Source organism: Bacillus thuringiensis, from assembly GCF_001455345.1.
Lineage (GTDB): Bacteria > Bacillota > Bacilli > Bacillales > Bacillaceae_G > Bacillus_A > Bacillus_A thuringiensis_N.
The window spans coordinates 3918208-3937241 of record NZ_CP013274.1 but is presented as its reverse complement, the minus strand read 5'-3'; the positions used below and the strand labels follow the sequence as shown (position 1 = coordinate 3937241).

Here is a 19034-nt window from a genome sequence, read left to right as displayed (position 1 = left end):
TAAGACGCTAGTTATGTTGTTTAATAATCGGTCCATACTATGGAATAAGGAAGGGGATTGGATGGTTTATTTCGAAATAGTAAGTTATCACAAAAAAAGAACAAGATTGCTGTATAAAGATGAATATACTAAGTTTATAGAAATGGGGAATTTCATTTGGAACAAAGTACACAAAATATTTATTCACCGCCAAAACATATAGTTTCAGCAGCGACAATTGTAATGAATGAACAAAAAGAAATCCTATTAATCAAGGGACCTAGAAGAGGATGGGAAATGCCAGGTGGACAAGTTGAAGAAGGAGAGTCTTTGAAAGATGCTGCAATAAGGGAAACTAAAGAGGAAACAGGTATTGATATTGAAGTTTTAAAATTTTGTGGAGTATTTCAAAATGTGAACTATTCAATATGTAATACGTTGTTTTTAGCTAGACCAGTTGGCGGTAAATTAACGACTACACCAGAAAGTTTGGAAGTAGGGTTTTATCCTATCGAACAGGCGTTAGAAATGGTGAATTTTATGAATTTCAGACAAAGAATTGAATACAGTTTGGATGAAAATCAACATCCTTTTTATATAGAATTTTAAGAAATAACTTTCCATTGTGGGACGTTAGTGATGAATAAATTTTAGATTTTTACAAGACTGTATTGTTATATTTTTGAGCACAGTGAAGTATCTTATATCGAAAATTAAACCTAACATATGATACCGTCATCCTAATTTAGGACGACGGTATCATATGTTAGGTTTTAAAAATTAAATAACTTTATTGTCTTTTTACAGCTTTTTCTTTATCCTCATCTATATCAATTTCTGAAAGTCGCCCTGCAACTGCATCTGTAAGGAGGGTGTTTAACCATTGCAATTCAACTGTAATATGTTCAATAACGCTTTGCAAAATATATAGTTGAGCACGTGGAATTTGTCCTTTGCTACAATCATAAATAGTTTGCATATTATGTAAATATTGAATGGTATCATTTTTCTTCTTTTCTAAAATAGGAACTAACTCTTGATCATCACCAAAATGAGCGAAAGAGAGTGCTGAATAAATTGGTTTATATATTTGATTTTTTGCCTCGAATTGTTTTAATAGTAACGTGTGAAATAACCGTTTACCTTCTTCTGTTATATGAAAGATTGTTTTATCTGGTCTATTCGTATCTCGAACAATAGTTGTAATACTAATTGCACCTTGCTTTTCTAATTGCTCGAAGGCGTAGTAAAGAGATCCTTTTGCATATTTAATATAACAATCCATTTGTCTCTCTTTCATGATGTGTTGCACTTCATATGGATGTTTATCCCCTTCGAGTAGCAAGCCGAGAATGACTAATTTCATGCCCATTCTGTCTCAACTCCTGTATATAGAAACTTTATCCCGATTGGTGAGGGATAATAATCAGTGGGAATAGTTCCTTACTGATTAAAGATTTACTTTATATATTATAAACGGCATACCCTTTTTCATAAAGGATATGCCGTTTCTTTTTTCTATACTAACTTACCTGTTTTTGTTTTTGTTTCGTTTTTGGACCTGTAAAGAGGCGTTCATTTCCCATAAGTAAAATACAAATAATGCTTAGTACAGCCGGGATAAGTGCCCAGAAGAATGTACTGGCAATAGATGTAGCGAGAGCTTCTTTAATACCAGTTAATATTTCAGCTGGTATTTTATCGGTAGCACCTGGTGATAATAAGAAACTTGTATCTCCACCCTTTGGCGCTAATTTAGCTAGTTCAGAAGGGAACAAAGTGTTTAGTTTATCTGTAAAAACATGATTTTGAATTGTACCGAAAATCGTTACACCAAGAGTCATACCGAGTGAACGGAAGAATGAGTTTGTTGATGTAGCAGAACCACGGTCTCTCATTTCTAATTTGTGGATAGAAGACATACTTAAAACTGAGAATGAGAAACCAACCCCAAGTCCAGCGAGAACCATAAATAGCGTTACGAGTAGACGTGGTGTGTCCATTGTTAAGGTGCTTAGTAAATAAATACCAAGAACGAAGAAAACGCCAGATACCATCATGATGTTACGATAACTTGTTCGAGAAGCTAACTGTCCACCTGTTTGACTTCCAATTACAGAGCCGACCATCATAGGTGTTAAAATTAATCCAGCATTTGAGGCTGAACCGCCGAGAACACCTTGAACGAAGATCGGAATATATACGGTACAGATGATAAAAGCTGCACCATAGAAAAAGGCAACCCCCTGGCTAGCTGCGAATAAAGGTTTTTTAAATAGATGGAACGAAATGATAGGCTCGGTTGCTTTTCGTTCTACGAAGAAGAAAATAATAAGCATAATAACAACTGTTGTAAATAGGCCGATAATTACAGTGGAATTCCATGCGTATTCTTTACCACCGAGTTCTAAGGCGAACATTAAGCAGACGATACTAATAACAAGTGTAATAGCGCCAGCCCAATCAATTTTTTGTTTTCTAAATTCTAGAGATTCACTGTAGTATTTCGTAATGAAGAAGAAGGAGATAAGTCCTAATGGAATATTAATATAGAAGACCCAATGCCAACTTATATAGTCTGTAATATAAGCACCTAATAAAGGGCCAAATACACTAGATGTCCCAAAAACCGCACCGAATAGACCTGTCATTTTTCCGCGTTTTTCTGGTGGGAATATATCGTACATAATTGTGAAAGCGATAGGCATAAGAGCGCCGCCACCGATTCCTTGAATTGCTCTATAAATACTTAGCTGCTCAATACTAGATGCTGTTCCGCAAAGTGCAGAACCGAATAAGAAAAGAATGAGACCACCAATATAAAAACGTTTCCGTCCGTACATATCAGAAAGTTTTCCGAAGATAGGCATCCCTGCCATTGTTGCTACCATATATGCAGACGTGACCCAAACGAACTTGTCAAATCCTCCTAGGTCTCCAACAATCGTTGCCATTGCTGTTGCAACGATTGTATTATCCATTGCCGCCATTAAAATACCAAGTAGTAAACCAGCAACAACAAATTTTGTCTTGTTGGAGTCTTTTTTTGATAATTGAGATTCCAAATATAACCCTCCTTTAATAATAAGTAAACTATATTAAGTTTTGAGTGCAGTGCATAAAAAATTAATATAGTTCTTTCAAATCAATTGCCACAAGTGCACTGACAAAGCCATAAAGAATATTATAGTCAAATTTGACTAAAAGGCAAACTTTTTCTTCCGTCAAAATATTCTGTTGTATGGACAGTGAAAGAGTGAGTAATACTTATTATTGGTATAAAGTCAATGAAGGAAATTGTAAAAAAATATTTCAGTAAGAATACCTTCTGTTAACAGAGGAAAAATGGTTTTTTCTTTATATTGTCGAATAGGATAAAAGGAAGAGTAATAACTATATACCGTTTGTAACAAGCTTTATTAATATCGTGTAGAGAGGCAGAATAAGGTCGCATGGATGATGCATCTGAAATGGGGTGAATATTATTATGAAAATATGGAAACAAATTTCGGATCAAGGAAGGCGTTCAATACCGCTACAACCGGTATTATGGATTGATGGCTCAAAAAAGGAAAATGAATGTCCTAATGTAGCAGTTACATTGCAAATCCGTAGTATGTATAAAGAAAAATTTTCATATGAACTGACCTATGATGTAAACGACATACTTATTATTCGAATTGAAGTCGAAAATAAAGGAATGGAAATGATTTCACGAGTTGTAGTAAGTCATATGATTCGAGATTATTTTGCCTATATCCCCAATTCATTAAAGGCTGATAAGGGGATGAGCGAGTTTCTGTTTCAGCTTGTAAGGTGGAGAATCGATAATTTATTACCGGATGAGAAGGTAGAATTAATTTGTAAAATAAAAGCGAATAAAGATAAAGCACTCAAAAACGCATTATTTCAGGCTACATATACATTTCAATATAACGGAGTATCATATGGTCCACTGCAAACAAATGAAGTTGTGGTGCGACAATGATAAAAAGGAACCTGTATGAAAGGTTCCTTTTTTAGTGAAGATTGTGCTTTTTGAGTACTTTTTTTTGCTCGATTCCTTTTTTTCCTACATAATTATTTTTATAACCAAAATATAAAATGAAAAGAAAGGAAACAACATTTACAATAGCGTCAATTTGATCGTTTGAAATAAAGTTCACTCCGAAAGAATTAAATAGTAATTTTAACGATAACAGAAACCCCGCTAGTAAACGTATAATATCTGATAGATTCTCTTTTTGTAGCATATAGGTCACCACCTTTCTAAAACGATATATAGTATATATATGAAATAGAATAGAAATGGTAGACAAGCTTAAGTAGAAATGTACACTCAATATGTACATTTTTTATTTTGTAGAAAAACATAATTGCTATAGAAACATATATTGGTATAGAAGGGAGGAGAAGTATGAAACATAAAGGAAAAATTAGTGGATTACTACTTGGGAATACAGTGGCAGTTACAGAATGGATTGCGCTTCAGGATGTAATTACAAAACTGGATTCGCGATCGTTTTATACCGTCTTTATTATTTATATATTGCAAATGATACTCAGCTATTATTTTGGACATTGGTATGATAAAAGAGCGAGTGGGAGCATAGATACGGAAGTAGGAGGAATGGCAAGTAATGATTTTGTAGTTGATTTTTTTGAGAAAGTAGCTGCTTTATCAGAACGGGATTCTCATAATATTACAGTGTACATTCTTTCTGTGAAAGAATGGAAAGAATTAAAAGAAACAGTGCAAGAAAAAAAAATGGAGGTGTTAGTACAAAAATTGGAGAGTACGATTGTAAAGACAATTCGTAAAGGGGATGTCGTTACTAAGTGGGATGAAAATAAGTATGTTATTGTGGCGATTGATAACGGACATGAAAAGTCGACAATAACAAATCGTTTAATGAAAAATATTGAAAGTGAAATAGAAAACGGCTTGTTAAGTATGACTCTATTATTTGGAGCAGCTAGTTATCCAATAGAAGGAAAAACGTTTGAAGAATTGTTAAGAAAGGCACAAAATCAATTGTATCAGCATAGGAATTTGTAAGGAAATAAGAAAAACTTTGATTTAAAGAAATATGAAATGAAGAAGTTTTGAATGTAACATTTTTTTGACTTTTATTACAAAAAGAACTTTTTTTGTAATAAAAGTCTTTAAAAATATATGGAATAAGCATATAATTATGATGGATGTGTCAATGCATTTTGCACAATGTGTTTCATTTTAAAAGTGTAGAGGAAAGCATACTCTACACTTTTCCTTTTTAGGGAATGACAAGAATAATTGTAAGTTGTTGCAAGATAGCGTTTATACTGTGTAAAATGAACGAAGAGATTATTTGATAGAAAGCGGGAATGGGAATGATAGAATGATAGACGTGAGAGAACAACGATCATCTTTTATCAGGTGAATTATTACTGTTGTTCTTCAAATTATGATGGCTGTGATGAATTCCGTTGTACTTTTATGTAATACATAAGTATGAAAAGGTTTTAAAAAGTGCCAAGTAAAAGATGGATATGAAACCGCTATTGAGTTCAAAAACGCAAAATGTAATTTTAAGTAATACAATTTGTACAAGCATTACAAACAATATAAATGATTTTCGTAAAAAAGGTGCGAGTGTGGAGTTTATAGAAGGATATATAATTTCATAGTTTTTTACACGATGATCGTATATAAGTAGGAGGAAAAAGATGTTGAAATATAGTAAATTAGCAATTGTAACTGCATTATCAATGACTTTACTAGCCGGTTGTTTCGGACCGAAACCAGAAGAGGAATTATATGTTGCTTTTGAAAATGCTGCAAAGCAAGAAAAAACAATGTTTGAAGATGCAAAGAAACTTGAAACTTTAGAAAAAGAGGGACAAGAATTATATAACCAGATTGTTCAAGAAGGAAAAGATAATAATCAAACTGTTAAGGAAAAACTGAACCAAGCAGTGAAAAATACAGATGAACGAGAAAAAGTGCTTAAAAAAGAAAAAGAATCTTTAAATAAGGCACAAGAAGAAGTGAAATCAGCAGATAAATATGTGAAGAAAATTGAAGATAAGAAATTGAAAGACCAAGCGGATAAAGTGAAAAGCACATATGAGAAACGACATGATTCATTTAACAAAATGTATGACAGCTATAATAAATCGTTAAAACAAGAAAAAGAATTATATACAATGTTACAAGATAAAGGTACAAAATTAAAAGATATTAGTGAAAAAGTAAAAGTAGTGAATCAATCTTATAAGGATATTGATTCAGAAAAAGATAAGTTTAATGAATTCACGAAATCTTATAATACAGAAAAAATAGCTTTTTATAAACAAGCAAATATTAAAATTAAAGAAGAGAAAAAATAAAACAGTTTGGCCTACAATTGGCCAAACTGTTTTATTTTTTTGTATAAGTACGACTATACCATGGGACAGGTTCACTTAACTTTTTTTCTTGTTTCAGTGCTTCAGGACCAATATAATCTTGAAGTGTTTTTTTTGCTACTGTTAAAGATAAGGTTGTTTTCGGATTTCGATAGGAGGATTCAAGATGACCAAGATGTGGTAGGATTCGAAAATCTTCTTTTGTAGGAGGAATATGGAAAAAATAATCGCCTAAACGTATAAGAACATCAGATTGTTGTTGGCTAAAACGTGGATTTCTAGAAAAATGCAATCCTTCTTTTATAGCTTTTTTTTCAGCAATTAAGCGTTCTAAAGCCGTCTTTTTTAACCAGTATAAATACTTCGGGTTAGTTGCAGCTTTAGCATGACGATTCACAACGAAAATAGATTGAGCTAGTCGATTAATAGAATGTTGGTTTTGTAATTGAGATTGTGGTTGTGAAGGTTTCATATTGAATCTCCTTTCAATTTTTCATTATTATACCATAAATAAAATAGGTTTTTATTATATGCAAAAAGTGATTGTATATATTTTCAATATTAAAGCAATATTGTTACAAAAAACAACTATTTTGTATAATAGTAATAGAATGTGTTTCAGAAATTTGATAATGAAAGAGTGAGAAGTTTGAAAGAAATATTAAAACAGCAATATGCCATTATAGATATTGGATCTAATACAATGCGTTTAGTTATTTATGAAAAGCAAAACGGAGGTTTTTATAAAGAGATTGAAAATACGAAAGTGGTTGCTCGGTTAAGGAATTATTTAGTCGATGGTGTATTGAGTGAAGCAGGAATAGAGGTATTGTTACAAACGTTATTTCAATTTCAAGAAAGTACACGATTCCACCAGTTGCATCATGTACTTTGTGTTGCAACAGCAACAATTAGACAGGCTGAGAACCAAGAAGCAATTAAAAAACTTGTTGAAGGGCAAACAGACTTTACTCTTAGAGTATTATCAGAATATGAAGAAGCACGTTATGGATATTTAGCTGTTATGAATTCAACTTCGTTCTCTGAAGGAATTACAGTAGATATAGGTGGAGGGAGTACGGAAGTTACATACTTTCGAAATAGAGAAATTTTAGAGTATCATAGCTTTCCTTTTGGGGCACTTTCCTTAAAGCAACAATTTATTAAAGAGGATATACCTACTGAAGACGAGTTAGAAAAGATTCAAACGTACTTAGAATATCAATTTCGAACATTGCCATGGTTAATCGATAAGAAATTGCCTCTTATTGCAATAGGGGGTAGTGCGAGGAACTTAGTGAAAATTCATCAAAATTTAATTTGTTATCCTATAGCAGGGGTACATTTATACAAGATGAAAGAAGAAGATATTAAAAATGTGAAAGAAGAATTGGAAGCACTGTCGTTCATAGAACTTCAAAAATTGGAAGGTTTGGCAAAAGATCGAGCAGATACAATTATTCCAGCAGTCAAGGTTTTTCATACGCTTGTTAATGTTATAGAGGCACCAGCCTTTGTATTAAGTAGAAAAGGACTACGAGAAGGTGTTTTCTATGAAGAGTTGACAAAAGATTTGGGGATTTCATATTATCCGAACGTAGTCGAAGAAAGTTTGTATTTATTATCACATGAATATGAAATGGATATGGAATTTGTAATACAGCTTATTAAACATGGAAGATTGATTTGTCAACAGCTTGAAGAAACAGGACTGATTTCTATGTCTGCAAAAGACTGGAAAGTATTTCATCAAGCAGCGAAAGTATTTAATATAGGTAAATATATAGACGAAGAAGCAAGCCGCTTACATACGTTTTATTTATTAGCGAATAAAACAATTGATGGTATGATGCATAAAGAGCGAGTTAGGTTAGCGCTTATTGCGTCTTATAAATCAAAAATGTTATTTAAACAACATTTGTCTCCATTTGAAGGATGGTTTGATAAAAACGAACAAAAGAAAATTCGCCTATTAGGGGCTGTTTTACAATTTTCAGCAGCTCTAAATATAAGACAAAGATCGCTTGTTGAATCAATATCTATAAAAGAAAGTAAAGAAGGATTAACATTTAAAATTGTATGTGAGCAATCAGCGTTAGCGGAAAAAGTGCAAGCTGAAAAGCAAAAAAGCAGCTGGAAAGAGTATTAAAAACAACTATTAATTTATCCTTTGAATCAAAACGTTAAGTTGTACGGATGTCTTTACAAAAAATTAACACTTTGGAATATTGTAATTTGCTAAAATGAAAGTAACTAAATTATAGTAAAAAAGTTTCAAGGGAAGTGTGAAGAGGATGGAAATGTTGAAGGGGAATATAGTAAATTTAAATGATACAGCTTATTACAATAATCGAGAACTAAGTTGGTTAGCATTTAATGAACGTGTACTACAGGAAGCACAGGATGAAACGAATCCGCTCTTGGAAAGATTAAAGTTTATTAGCATTTTCAGCTCAAATTTAGATGAATTCTTTATGGTACGCGTAGCAGGATTGAAGGATCAAGTGAGCGCTGGGTTTAACCAACCAGAAAATAAGGCTGGCTTAACACCAAAAAAGCAATTAAATAAAATTGCGATAAAGGCCCATGAATTAATGACTGTACAATATGATACGTTTAAAAATTATGTGTTGCCAGCGCTGGAGCTAGAGGGGATTGAGCGTTTAACATTCCATGATTTGACGAAAGAACAGAGAGAATTTATAGAGGAATATTTTGATGAGCAAATTTTCCCAGTCCTAACACCTGTAGCTATCGATGCATATCGTCCATTTCCGATGTTATTAAATAAAAGTTTAAATTTAGCTACTCTTTTATATGATGAGAAACAAGTGGAGGAAGAAAACCGTACGAAGTTAGGAATTGTGCAAGTTCCTTCATTACTCGAACGTTTCATATTTTTACCGAGTGAAGGGCAAAAGCATAAATTCATTTTATTAGAAGATGTAATTAGTGGTTTTACTCATAAATTATTTACAGGATATAAAGTATCATCTGTTACTCGTTTCCGTATTACACGCAATGCGGATTTAACAATTCATGAAGAAGGTGCGAGAGATTTATTAAAGGTAATTGAAAAAGAATTAAAAAAGCGTAAGTGGGGAGCTGCTGTACGTTTAGAAGTTGGCAAAGAGCATATTGATGAAAGAGTATTAGCGTTATTATATGAGGTGTTGGAAGTAAAAGATGAAGATGTGTATATAATGGATGGACCATTAGATTTAACATGTCTATTTTCTTTATATAAAAAACTAGCTCCTTTATATGAACATCTAGTATATCCGGCCCTTATTCCGCAACGACCTCAAGATTTAGGGGATGCGGAAGATGTGTTTGAAAAAGCGATTGAGCATGATATTTTATTACACCATCCTTTTGAGTCGTTTCAGCCAGTAGTTGATTTTGTCCGTGATGCGGCAGACGATCCGAATGTACTTGCGATCAAACAAACATTATATCGAGTAAGTGGGGATTCACCGATTATTCAGGCGCTAAAGGTAGCGGCTGAAAAAGGAAAGCAAGTGACAGTATTAGTGGAATTAAAAGCAAGATTTGATGAAGAGAATAATGTGCATTGGGCTAAAGAGTTAGAAAAGGCAGGCTGTCATGTCATTTACGGTGTAAGTCATTTGAAAACACATAGTAAAATTACGCTAGTTGTGAGAAGAAAAAACGGAAAAATCGAAAGGTTCGTACATCTCGGGACTGGAAATTATAATGATGCAACAGCAAAGTTATATACTGATTTTGGGTATATTACATCACGAAAAGATTTTGGGGTGGATGCAACAAATTTCTTTAATTATTTGAGTGGTTATACAACAAAACCACATTTTCATCATTTATCGGTTGCGCCATTTGATATAAGAGAGCAATTTATGGATTTAATAGATGAGGAAATACGTTATCATAGGCAATATGGAAATGGATATATTATCGCTAAGATGAATTCATTAACAGATAAACCATTAATTAAAAAAATGTATGAAGCATCACAAGCTGGAGTAAAGGTAGAGCTCATCGTTCGAGGAACATGTTGCCTACGGCCTGGTATTCCAAATGTAAGTGAAAATATTCGGGTAGTTAGTGTTGTCGGAAGGTATTTAGAACATAGCCGAATTTATTATTTCCATCATAATGGAGAAGAGAAAATATACTTATCTTCAGCTGACTGGATGACGCGAAATATGGAGAAGCGGGTAGAAATATCTTTCCCGATATTAGATATTGAAATGAAGGCGAGAATTAAGGCGATTTTACAACTTACATTAGCTGATAATGTGAAAACACGTGAACAGAATAAATCTGGTGACTACTACTATGTTATTAATAGTAGTACAGAAGAAATTGATAGCCAAGTGAAGTTGTTTAAGATGGCGTATCAAAACACGGATGCTGAATAATAAGAACAAAGTAAAAAAACCTCTTACAAAAGAGGTTTTTTTACTTTGTTCTCTACTTATTATACGTTCTCAAAATAGAAGGATGCGTAGAGAGAATAGTTTTTATTGTAAGCATGTTAATGGATTATGAATTGGTTAAGAGAGGGATTAACATTGGTAGAATTGTTGCGGTACATTAATAATAGTATGGTTGTTGACAAGGTCCACCATAACAAGGATAAGGTGTTGGCGGTGGGAAAGGTGGTGGATATGGTGGGTAATACGGTCTAGGACCGAAAGCTAATGCTCCGCCGAGCAGTCCACCAGCAATGCCAGCTAGAAATGGAACGCCAAAAAACGGAAAGAAGCGTGAGTCGCCTACTGGACCAATAGGTGCTGAACGGACTGGGATTGGTTGATAATATGGATACATGAACAAACCTCCTTTATTGGACTCACTTTTATCATATGGTAAATGAAACATGGATGAGCGCGTACAAGAAATGATATGTAAGAAAATAGGCGAATTATTACGAATGTTGGAGCGTGAAAATCGTAATTTCAGGTTTTGACATAAATCGGAATGGGACACGTGTTCTTCCAAGGCCTCGATTGACATAGAGAGCTAAATCTTGAATCGTATAGAAACCTTCAACATAGTTTTTAGCAAGCGCTGGGGTAATAATAGCGCCTAAAAAAGGAATTTGTACTTGTCCGCCATGGCTATGACCAGAAAGTTGTAAGTTAACTGGATATTTAGCAATTTGCGGTGCAATATCTGGCTCATGGACAAGAACAATGTTATAAGTGTTTTGCTTCGCGTGTTGTAGTGTCTCCTCTATTTTTGGTTTGCCTAGTAGTATATCATCAAGACCGAAAATTGAAATTTCACTATTATCCAGTAGACGAATTCTCTTTTCGCTATTTAGTAATAGTTCAAATCCAGATTCACGCATGATGTGTTCGTAGTATTCTGTACCATATCCGCCGTGATCATGGTTACCATAAATATAAAATTTACCGAAGGGTGCTTGTATATTTTTTAAAATGGATGCAACGAAAGGAGTGTCAGTATATGTTTGATAATTATCAATGAGATCACCAGTGAAAAGAACAATGTCGGGCTTTACAGCATTAATTTTAGAAACGATTTGAGATAAATGGTGGAGAGAGAAATAGTATCCGAGATGTAAATCGCTGAATTGAAGAATCTTCATACCGTGAAAACTTTTTGGTATGAGTTGTGATTTAAGTGTATGCTCTGTAAAAGAGAGTAGATGTGGCTCAATATATTTAGCGTAATAGTATCCGATGCTAGTGGTTATAAGTGAATATAGACAAGTGCGCATTCCAGTTTTTAAAAAATCTCTTCTTGTAATTTTCTTCATAAAAATATGAGTATACCTATTTGATGTATAGCACATGCTTTTGTTACATATACAGGTTACTCAAATCTCCTTTCAGTTTATTAAACATATATTTTAAATAATAAAAAAGTAGTATAGATTACGAAAAAAATGAATGAAAAGAAACCTCTTTACGCTAAAATATCAGAAAAGTTTAAAAATATAAAGATTTCTATTAAATAAAATGATAAAATGAATGTGTATTCATTTTTTGGAGGGGATGTATGTGAAAGAAAAGGTAGTTATTATAACAGGTGGATCAAGCGGAATGGGAAAAGGAATGGCGACTCGCTTTGCAAAAGAAGGGGCACGAGTAGTTATTACAGGACGTACAAAGGAAAAACTAGAAGAAACAAAGCTGGAAATTGAACAATTTCCAGGACAAATATTACCTGTACAAATGGATGTAAGAAATACGGAAGATATTCAGAAAATGATTGAACAGATTGATGAGAAGTTTGGACGAATTGATATTTTAATAAATAATGCAGCTGGAAACTTTATTTGTCCAGCAGAAGATTTATCCGTGAATGGCTGGAATTCGGTAATTAATATTGTGTTAAATGGCACATTTTATTGTAGCCAGGCTGTCGGAAAATATTGGATTGAAAAAGGTATAAAAGGGAATATCATTAACATGGTAGCAACATATGCATGGGATGCAGGTCCAGGAGTTATTCATTCGGCTGCAGCGAAGGCTGGAGTGTTAGCAATGACGAAGACGCTTGCTGTTGAGTGGGGACGTAAATATGGAATACGAGTTAACGCTATCGCGCCAGGACCAATTGAACGTACGGGTGGTGCTGATAAACTATGGATTTCAGAAGAAATGGCTAAGCGTACGATACAAAGTGTTCCGCTTGGAAGGCTGGGTACGCCAGAAGAAATCGCAGGCCTAGCTTATTATTTATGTTCAGATGAAGCTGCGTACATAAATGGAACTTGCATGACAATGGATGGAGGACAACATTTGCATCAATATCCATTTTAAAAGGGGTAAAAAAATGAATGTTGGATTCATTTTTTACGGTTAAATGTGACGGAATTGTGACATATGAAAGAAAAGTGTTTACAAGAGGTCATATGTACGTTATATTTAAGACCTCTTTTTTCTTCATAGTAGAATTGCTAATTCCCCTTAGCATTTTACCCCTCTAATCCCTTCAGGAAAACTGAAGGGATTTTTTATTATTTTTCCGTAAATATCATGTTATAATTTTTGAAAAGTAAAGGGAGGGAAGCACGTTGATAGATGCATTAGATGTAATGAGTAACTTGGATAAAGTCCTTCCTTATTATCAAGCTATTTTTAGTGCTGATGAGCATACTGTAATTGGATATGAAGTAGTAGGACGTATTCAAACAGAAGAGGGCATACAAAGTTTAGCTTCTTTCTTTCATGATGATTCTATTCCGAGTGAGTTTCAACTGGAAGCGGATAACATTATAGTAGAAAAAGCTTTAAATCGTTATTTAGAAAGTGATCAAAAACTATTATTATTTATACATCGGAATGCTAACGTATTAATGAACGATGATGATGAAAGTTTGCTTCAACTTTTATTGATGTATGAAGAGCAAGGTTTAAATTTGAAACACATTGTTTTAGAGATTACAGAACATGAATGTAAAGAAGATATAGAGCAATTTAATCATTTACTTATGTATTATCGTACATATGGTATTCAAATTTCGATTAATAAAGTTGGAACGGGTACAAGTAATTTAGAACGTATTAGCGTATTAGCACCGGATATTTTAAAAGTAGATTTAACAAACTTAAGGCAAACTGCACTTTTACAATCTTATCAAGATATTTTATATTCTTTATCATTACTTGCTAGAAGAATTGGTGCGACATTGTTATATGAAGAAATAGATGCTTTTTATCAACTACAATATGCTTGGAAAAACGGTGGTAGATACTATCAAGGGAATTATTTGAAAGAATGCTTGCCTGATTTTATTGAAACGAACGTTTTGAAAGAACGACTTGGTAATGAGTGTCATCAATTTATTCAACATGAGAAGAAGAAGTTACAAAAAATTTATAATTTAACAGAAATGTTACGTGATCGAATTGGTGATGTTCTAGCCAAACAGAAAAAGAATGAAGATATAAACGATTGGTTATTACAATTTAGCCAAAGTGTATCACAGTGTAGTTTTCGCATATTTATTTGTAACGAAGATGGTTTCCAACAATCAGGAAATGTTATGAAAAAAGATGGGGAATGGATTGTGATGCCTGAGTATTATATGAAGAATTGGAGTTGGCGTCCGTATTTTCTAGAAAATATTATGAAAATGCGTTTTGAGAATAAGGCAAGACTATCAGATTTATATGCTGATATTGAAACTGGTGAGATGGTACGAACATTTTCTTTCCCAATAGATGATGAAAACTTTTTATTTATAGATTTATCGTATGAATATTTATATGAAGAAGATGTTTTATTTTAATGCACGAAGAAATTCGTGCATTTTTTGTTTGTTTTTATCATAAATTGGAAATAGTGAAAATGGTGATGAAAATGCTGTCTATCGTTGTAAAGATTTTACGAACGAAACCAGCCCTGTCTGTGCATAATCATTGTTACAATGAATACTACAAAGACAAGTTTTCTTAAAAGGAAGGTGAGAAAATGAGGAAATATGGAATATGGTTAGTTCTATTTGTATGCGTTGCCTTTCTAGTTGGTTATAGTGTTACAACTGTTTTAGGAAAAGAGGAAGTGAAGGTTGATCGGAAAGAAGTGTTTACAACGATACAAAATGGCTATGAAACCCAATTTTCAATTCGTGGGAAGCATTTGCCGATGAATAAGATGATAGAAACGTTATCACCGTATTTTACAGAGAATTTCCTTCAAGTATTTACAGATGAAAATAGTAGAAGTGATAAACAAAGTGGTGAATATTTACTTCCAGCAAAAGAAGCTCCGTTTTCTTTTAATTCAGAAACGAAAATGTCATATGATGAAGAGCATAAAATTTTATATGTATATGAGCGGGCGAAAAGTGGACAATATCAAATTGTAACATTGCAAAGAGATCAAGGGAAATGGAAGTTGGCCGGATATCATGAAAGCCAAGAACTTTTAACTGAAATAAAAAGATTACAACAATTATAAAGTGAAACTTTAATCAGTGGGGGGCATCTCCCGTTGATTATTATCCCGCCTCAATCGGGTGTTTATTTCCCGAAAATAGCGTGGATAAAAATAGGAATAGGTCTTTACACCTATTCCTATTCTATATTGAGTAGCTGTTGTAATTTTTCAATTTGAAAACCAGCAACAACTTCGCCATCAATTACAACTGTTGGAGTTGAATAAGAATCATAGTCATATAAAAGACGATTGCGTGCAGCGGCGTCTTTTTTTACGTCAAATTCTTCATATACAACGTTATTATGCTTTAAAAATTCTTTCACAATGACACATGGCGGACAATCAGGTTGTGTGTAAACCTCAATTTTTTTCATTGAAATTCCTCCTTTTTTCTGTTTTTTATTATATTCTTCCAGTATAAAAATCGCAATAAAGAAGGGAAAAGATGTTCTTTCTGTTTTTTCCTTTGTATTTCGACAAATTTTTAGTTGAGTTTCTGGCCAATAACCTTTATCCTAGAGTGTGGAACATTTTTTCTGTTATGACGGATAGAATGAGTATAGCTGTAAAACCTATTGTTAGGAAGATAAGAGAAAGGAGAGATTTCATGTCTCTACTCCAAGGAATTTTAACTCGACTTGTTAGTCTACAAGAACAAGCTGAAAGCGGTGAAGTAGCACAACGCTATTTTGAAGTGAACGGTGAGCGCAAATGTAGCGTGAAATTTTTCGATAAAAGTGAAATGTATGAGTTAGAAGTGTATCAACAAGGTGAAAAACCTCAAGTGTATCAATTCGATAATATCGATATGGTTGCAATTGAGATTTACGATATCATTTCTTGATACATATAAAAAAGGTGTTGCCATATGGCAGCATCTTTTTTAGTTCTATTACTTTTTAGTATATATGTATAAGGATTTTTAATTTTTCCTACAATGGTAATAAAGTGAAATTGTAATCAGTGGAGAATCTTCGTCCTATACTGCTTATTAGCCATCACTAATTGGGTGTCTACGGATAGTGAATAGCGGGATGAAAATAATGAGGAGGTGTGTGATATGGAACGTTTACCAGTTGTGATTTGTCCTAATTGTCACAATTCTGCTGAGATTATTCATGTATTAACGGCTCAATCTAATCAAAATGTAATTTATACGTGCCAAGTTTGCCGTTATGTAATTCGGAATATTGAAACGAATAAAGGGTAGGAAGTTATAATTTTTGTTTTTGTCCCATACAATGAGAATACGAAAAGTCTGTCTAATTGAAAGGACGTGACTATGTGGCCGGTGAACATAAATTTTATAATGTTTCAGAGAGACATTTAAATTTTGATATGGTCTTTACCCGTATTTGTAATTTCATTGAAAAGGATCCGCGAAATTTATATCGTTTATCTATTGGGACAGACTCACAAGCGCATCAAAAGGATACGAGGTTTATTACGGCAATTCATATTCATCGCGTTGGAAAAGGAGCTTGGGGGTGTTTACACCATCAATCAGTAAAAGATAAGCCAGCAACTTTACGTGAGAAAATATATTTAGAGACGCAGTTTAGTCAAGAAATTGCATGCCTATTTACTCCAAATCATATACAAACAATATGGGATTTATTGCATCCATATGCTCAAGATGGGGCTGGTTTTATAATGGAAATTCACTTGGATATCGGAAATGATGGTTTAACAAAAGAATTTATTCTAGATATGACAGCGAAAATTCAAGCGATGGGATTAACTGCAAAGATTAAACCGGATGCTTATGCTGCGTTTAGTTATGCAAATCGTTATACGAAATAAAAAACCATTTTCATATATCTTTTGTTAAAAACTGAATATTACATCTATTAAATAGGCAAGAAATTTTATATAATAGGAGTAACGATGCGAGTATAAGGAGAGGGGTATATGAAAAGGGAATTTGTATTAACGGAAGAAGAAGAAAGTTTGTTACTAGATATTTTATTTCAGCAAAATTATGCGAGTGAAATTTTAGCTGTGGAACTTACAGATATTGAGAATGGTTTAAAAAAGACAGATGTGATGCAATATAAAAAAATCACAAGGTTATTTTACAGATTAAAAAATAAAGGGTATTAAGTGCTACCGGAATGGTAGTCTTTTTTTTGTGTTGTATGCTAAAATAGCTGTGTAATTTTGTTTTTTACTGAAAGAATGTAAGGACAAAATAATAATATGAAAACGCTGTCATAAAATGTGAATAGAGCCGGTGATTATAAGCAGGAAAAAGGGAAAATGGGGGATGTAATATGATTAGTATTCCGAAAGACGAGTTTCAACAAATTTTTGTAAAAGATTTAATGATTTCATCAGAAAAAGTAGCACACGTCCAAATAGGGAATGGTTTAGAGCATGCTTTACTCGTACTTGTGAAATCTGGATATTCGGCGATACCTGTTTTGGACCCGATGTATAAATTACACGGATTAATTAGTACTGCTATGATTTTAGACGGTATGTTAGGGCTAGAGCGCATTGAGTTTGAAAGACTTGACGAAATGAAAGTAGAACAGGTGATGAAGGAGGACATTCCGGTTCTTAAGTTAGAAGATTCATTTGCAAAAGCTTTAGAAATGACAATTGATCATCCTTTTATTTGCGCTGTCAATGAAGAGGGGTATTTTGAGGGGATTTTAACACGTCGAGCTATTTTAAAATTGTTGAATAAAAAAGTAAGGCAACATAATCGATAATGTAAGAAAGGTGACTTCATAGAAACTGAGAAGTCACTTTTTTTTCGTGCATATCAGTTGTGTATGTATTATATTTAAAAAGATAAAAAATATAAGAGTATGTAGTTAAATTAAGGATGAAAAGCTTATTGAAATAAGGTGTATGGAAGCTAAGGAAAGAGGGAGAAAGTTGCAAATTGATGATTTTCAAATGATGGTTGTATTAGCCCAGGAATCAAATATGAGAAAAGCGGCGGAACGTTTATTTGTTTCACAACCTGCGCTTAGTCAACGATTACAATCTATGGAGAAACAATGGGGAATGAAGTTTTTTATTCGCTCGCAAAAAGGATTGACAATTACACCTGAAGGGGAAAAAGTCGCAAATTATGCAAAAGAAATGCTACAAAGAGAAGAGGATATTAAAAGTGAGCTAGCTGTTTTTAGAACAGAAACTCACGGAACGTTAAAGATAGCTGTTGCATCAGTTATTGGTCAATATTGGCTTCCTCCTGTTCTAAAGAAGTTTGTGCATAAATATCCTTCTGTGAAGATATCGCTGTTTACTGGCTGGAGTAGTGAAGTGCAAAAGCAATTTTATGAAGGAGACGTTCATGTTGCTATATTGAGAGGAACACAAGAATATAAAGGTCAGAAGCAACAATTATTTGAAGATGAACTTTATTTAGTAGATAAAGAAATAAAAGATATTTCAATGTTAAAAGAAACAAATAGACCATTTATTCAATTTAAAAGTGATTCGACTTATTATGGACAAATACAAAATTGGTGGTATGGTTTATTTTCTAATCCACCTAAGAGAACGATTGTGGTTGATCAAATCGAGACGTGCAAACAACTCGTTTTAAATGGTATAGGTTATGCCCTTTTACCTTCTACTGTTTTAAAAGAGGTACAGGAAAATATGTATAAAACACCTGTTCAATTAACGAGAGAAACATGGTTGTTGACGAGTGAATCAGCTAGACAATTAAAGCAAGTACAAGCATTTTTAGAAATTATAGAAGAAATTCAAATGGAAAAATAGGATTATTATCTTGCTACTCG

21 protein-coding genes and 1 pseudogene are annotated in these 19034 nt (G+C 33.2%); 15 read left to right on the top strand and 7 right to left on the bottom strand.

Annotated features, from left to right (window positions below; all coding sequences use genetic code 11):
- Window positions 1-156: 156 nt before the first annotated feature.
- Window positions 157-588 carry an NUDIX hydrolase gene (locus ATN06_RS20355; protein WP_060632095.1) on the top strand — a complete coding sequence of 144 codons (432 nt, stop codon included), beginning with the start codon at window positions 157-159 and terminating at the stop codon, window positions 586-588.
- 181 nt (window positions 589-769) lie between these two features.
- Here ATN06_RS20355 and ATN06_RS20350 read toward each other — a convergent pair whose 3' ends face one another.
- Complete coding sequence (locus tag ATN06_RS20350; RefSeq protein WP_060632094.1) at window positions 770-1351, bottom strand: PadR family transcriptional regulator; 582 nt, start codon at window positions 1349-1351, stop codon at window positions 770-772.
- Window positions 1352-1502: 151 nt separating this feature from the next.
- Window positions 1503-3044 carry an MDR family MFS transporter gene (locus ATN06_RS20345; RefSeq protein ID WP_060632093.1) on the bottom strand — a complete coding sequence of 514 codons (1542 nt, stop codon included), beginning with the start codon at window positions 3042-3044 and terminating at the stop codon, window positions 1503-1505.
- Between the two features lie 422 nt (window positions 3045-3466).
- Here ATN06_RS20345 and ATN06_RS20340 point away from each other — a divergent pair, with 422 nt between their 5' ends.
- Window positions 3467-3967: a hypothetical protein gene (locus tag ATN06_RS20340; protein ID WP_060632092.1), complete on the top strand. Its 501-nt coding sequence runs from the start codon at window positions 3467-3469 to the stop codon at window positions 3965-3967.
- Between the two features lie 31 nt (window positions 3968-3998).
- Here ATN06_RS20340 and ATN06_RS20335 read toward each other — a convergent pair whose 3' ends face one another.
- Window positions 3999-4232, bottom strand: a complete 234-nt coding sequence (locus ATN06_RS20335; protein ID WP_033691462.1) for an SPP1 phage holin family protein — start codon at window positions 4230-4232, stop codon at window positions 3999-4001.
- Between the two features lie 164 nt (window positions 4233-4396).
- Between ATN06_RS20335 and ATN06_RS20330 the strand changes: the two genes are divergently transcribed.
- Window positions 4397-5038: a diguanylate cyclase domain-containing protein gene (locus ATN06_RS20330; RefSeq protein WP_060632091.1), complete on the top strand. Its 642-nt coding sequence runs from the start codon at window positions 4397-4399 to the stop codon at window positions 5036-5038.
- A 650-nt stretch (window positions 5039-5688) separates the two neighbouring features.
- On the top strand, window positions 5689-6351 hold the full coding sequence (locus ATN06_RS20320) for a YkyA family protein (RefSeq protein ID WP_000922490.1): 663 nt from the start codon (window positions 5689-5691) through the stop codon (window positions 6349-6351).
- 31 nt (window positions 6352-6382) lie between these two features.
- On the opposite strand, the gene ATN06_RS20315 is transcribed toward ATN06_RS20320, so the two are convergent.
- Window positions 6383-6841: a YkyB family protein gene (locus ATN06_RS20315; RefSeq protein WP_000804864.1), complete on the bottom strand. Its 459-nt coding sequence runs from the start codon at window positions 6839-6841 to the stop codon at window positions 6383-6385.
- A gap of 177 nt (window positions 6842-7018) precedes the next feature.
- Here ATN06_RS20315 and ppx point away from each other — a divergent pair.
- Together ppx and ATN06_RS20305 are read left to right on the top strand one after the other, a co-directional pair.
- A pseudogene (ppx, locus tag ATN06_RS20310) lies at window positions 7019-8556 on the top strand (exopolyphosphatase).
- Between the two features lie 107 nt (window positions 8557-8663).
- Window positions 8664-10772, top strand: a complete 2109-nt coding sequence (locus ATN06_RS20305) for a polyphosphate kinase (protein WP_060632089.1) — start codon at window positions 8664-8666, stop codon at window positions 10770-10772.
- A gap of 175 nt (window positions 10773-10947) precedes the next feature.
- Here the strand turns inward: ATN06_RS20305 and ATN06_RS20300 are convergent, their stop codons facing one another.
- Both ATN06_RS20300 and ATN06_RS20295 read right to left on the bottom strand, forming a co-directional pair.
- A complete protein-coding gene (locus ATN06_RS20300) occupies window positions 10948-11184 on the bottom strand; it encodes a hypothetical protein (RefSeq protein WP_048563234.1) in 237 nt (78 codons plus the stop codon).
- Window positions 11185-11281: 97 nt separating this feature from the next.
- Window positions 11282-12139, bottom strand: a complete 858-nt coding sequence (locus ATN06_RS20295) for a metallophosphoesterase (RefSeq protein WP_060633176.1) — start codon at window positions 12137-12139, stop codon at window positions 11282-11284.
- A 244-nt stretch (window positions 12140-12383) separates the two neighbouring features.
- On the opposite strand from ATN06_RS20295, the gene fadH reads away from it, so the two are divergent.
- The 3 genes from fadH to ATN06_RS20280 all read left to right on the top strand — a co-directional run bounded on the left by fadH (window position 12384) and on the right by ATN06_RS20280 (window position 15291).
- Window positions 12384-13148: a 2,4-dienoyl-CoA reductase gene (gene fadH, locus ATN06_RS20290; protein WP_060632088.1), complete on the top strand. Its 765-nt coding sequence runs from the start codon at window positions 12384-12386 to the stop codon at window positions 13146-13148.
- Between the two features lie 254 nt (window positions 13149-13402).
- Window positions 13403-14620, top strand: coding sequence for an EAL domain-containing protein (locus tag ATN06_RS20285; protein ID WP_000564300.1), 1218 nt, complete (start codon window positions 13403-13405; stop codon window positions 14618-14620).
- A 182-nt stretch (window positions 14621-14802) separates the two neighbouring features.
- Window positions 14803-15291 (top strand): DUF3993 domain-containing protein, encoded by a 489-nt coding sequence (locus tag ATN06_RS20280; RefSeq protein WP_060632087.1) that lies wholly within the window; start codon window positions 14803-14805, stop codon window positions 15289-15291.
- A 116-nt stretch (window positions 15292-15407) separates the two neighbouring features.
- On the opposite strand, the gene ATN06_RS20275 is transcribed toward ATN06_RS20280, so the two are convergent.
- Window positions 15408-15644, bottom strand: a complete 237-nt coding sequence (locus tag ATN06_RS20275; RefSeq protein WP_000717880.1) for a glutaredoxin family protein — start codon at window positions 15642-15644, stop codon at window positions 15408-15410.
- Between the two features lie 233 nt (window positions 15645-15877).
- On the opposite strand from ATN06_RS20275, the gene ATN06_RS20270 reads away from it, so the two are divergent.
- From ATN06_RS20270 to ATN06_RS20245, 6 genes are all read left to right on the top strand, one after another.
- Window positions 15878-16114, top strand: a complete 237-nt coding sequence (locus ATN06_RS20270) for a YkuJ family protein (RefSeq protein WP_000055151.1) — start codon at window positions 15878-15880, stop codon at window positions 16112-16114.
- A gap of 216 nt (window positions 16115-16330) precedes the next feature.
- Window positions 16331-16480, top strand: a complete 150-nt coding sequence (locus ATN06_RS20265) for a hypothetical protein (RefSeq protein WP_033694516.1) — start codon at window positions 16331-16333, stop codon at window positions 16478-16480.
- 74 nt (window positions 16481-16554) lie between these two features.
- A complete protein-coding gene (locus tag ATN06_RS20260; protein ID WP_000896650.1) occupies window positions 16555-17073 on the top strand; it encodes a ribonuclease H-like YkuK family protein in 519 nt (172 codons plus the stop codon).
- Window positions 17074-17181: 108 nt separating this feature from the next.
- On the top strand, window positions 17182-17373 hold the full coding sequence (gene abbA, locus ATN06_RS20255) for an antirepressor AbbA (protein WP_000817794.1): 192 nt from the start codon (window positions 17182-17184) through the stop codon (window positions 17371-17373).
- 170 nt (window positions 17374-17543) lie between these two features.
- A complete protein-coding gene (gene cbpB, locus ATN06_RS20250) occupies window positions 17544-17987 on the top strand; it encodes a cyclic-di-AMP-binding protein CbpB (RefSeq protein ID WP_048530727.1) in 444 nt (147 codons plus the stop codon).
- A gap of 142 nt (window positions 17988-18129) precedes the next feature.
- Window positions 18130-19014 carry a transcriptional regulator CcpC gene (locus ATN06_RS20245; RefSeq protein WP_001984809.1) on the top strand — a complete coding sequence of 295 codons (885 nt, stop codon included), beginning with the start codon at window positions 18130-18132 and terminating at the stop codon, window positions 19012-19014.
- Window positions 19015-19034: the final 20 nt, after the last annotated feature.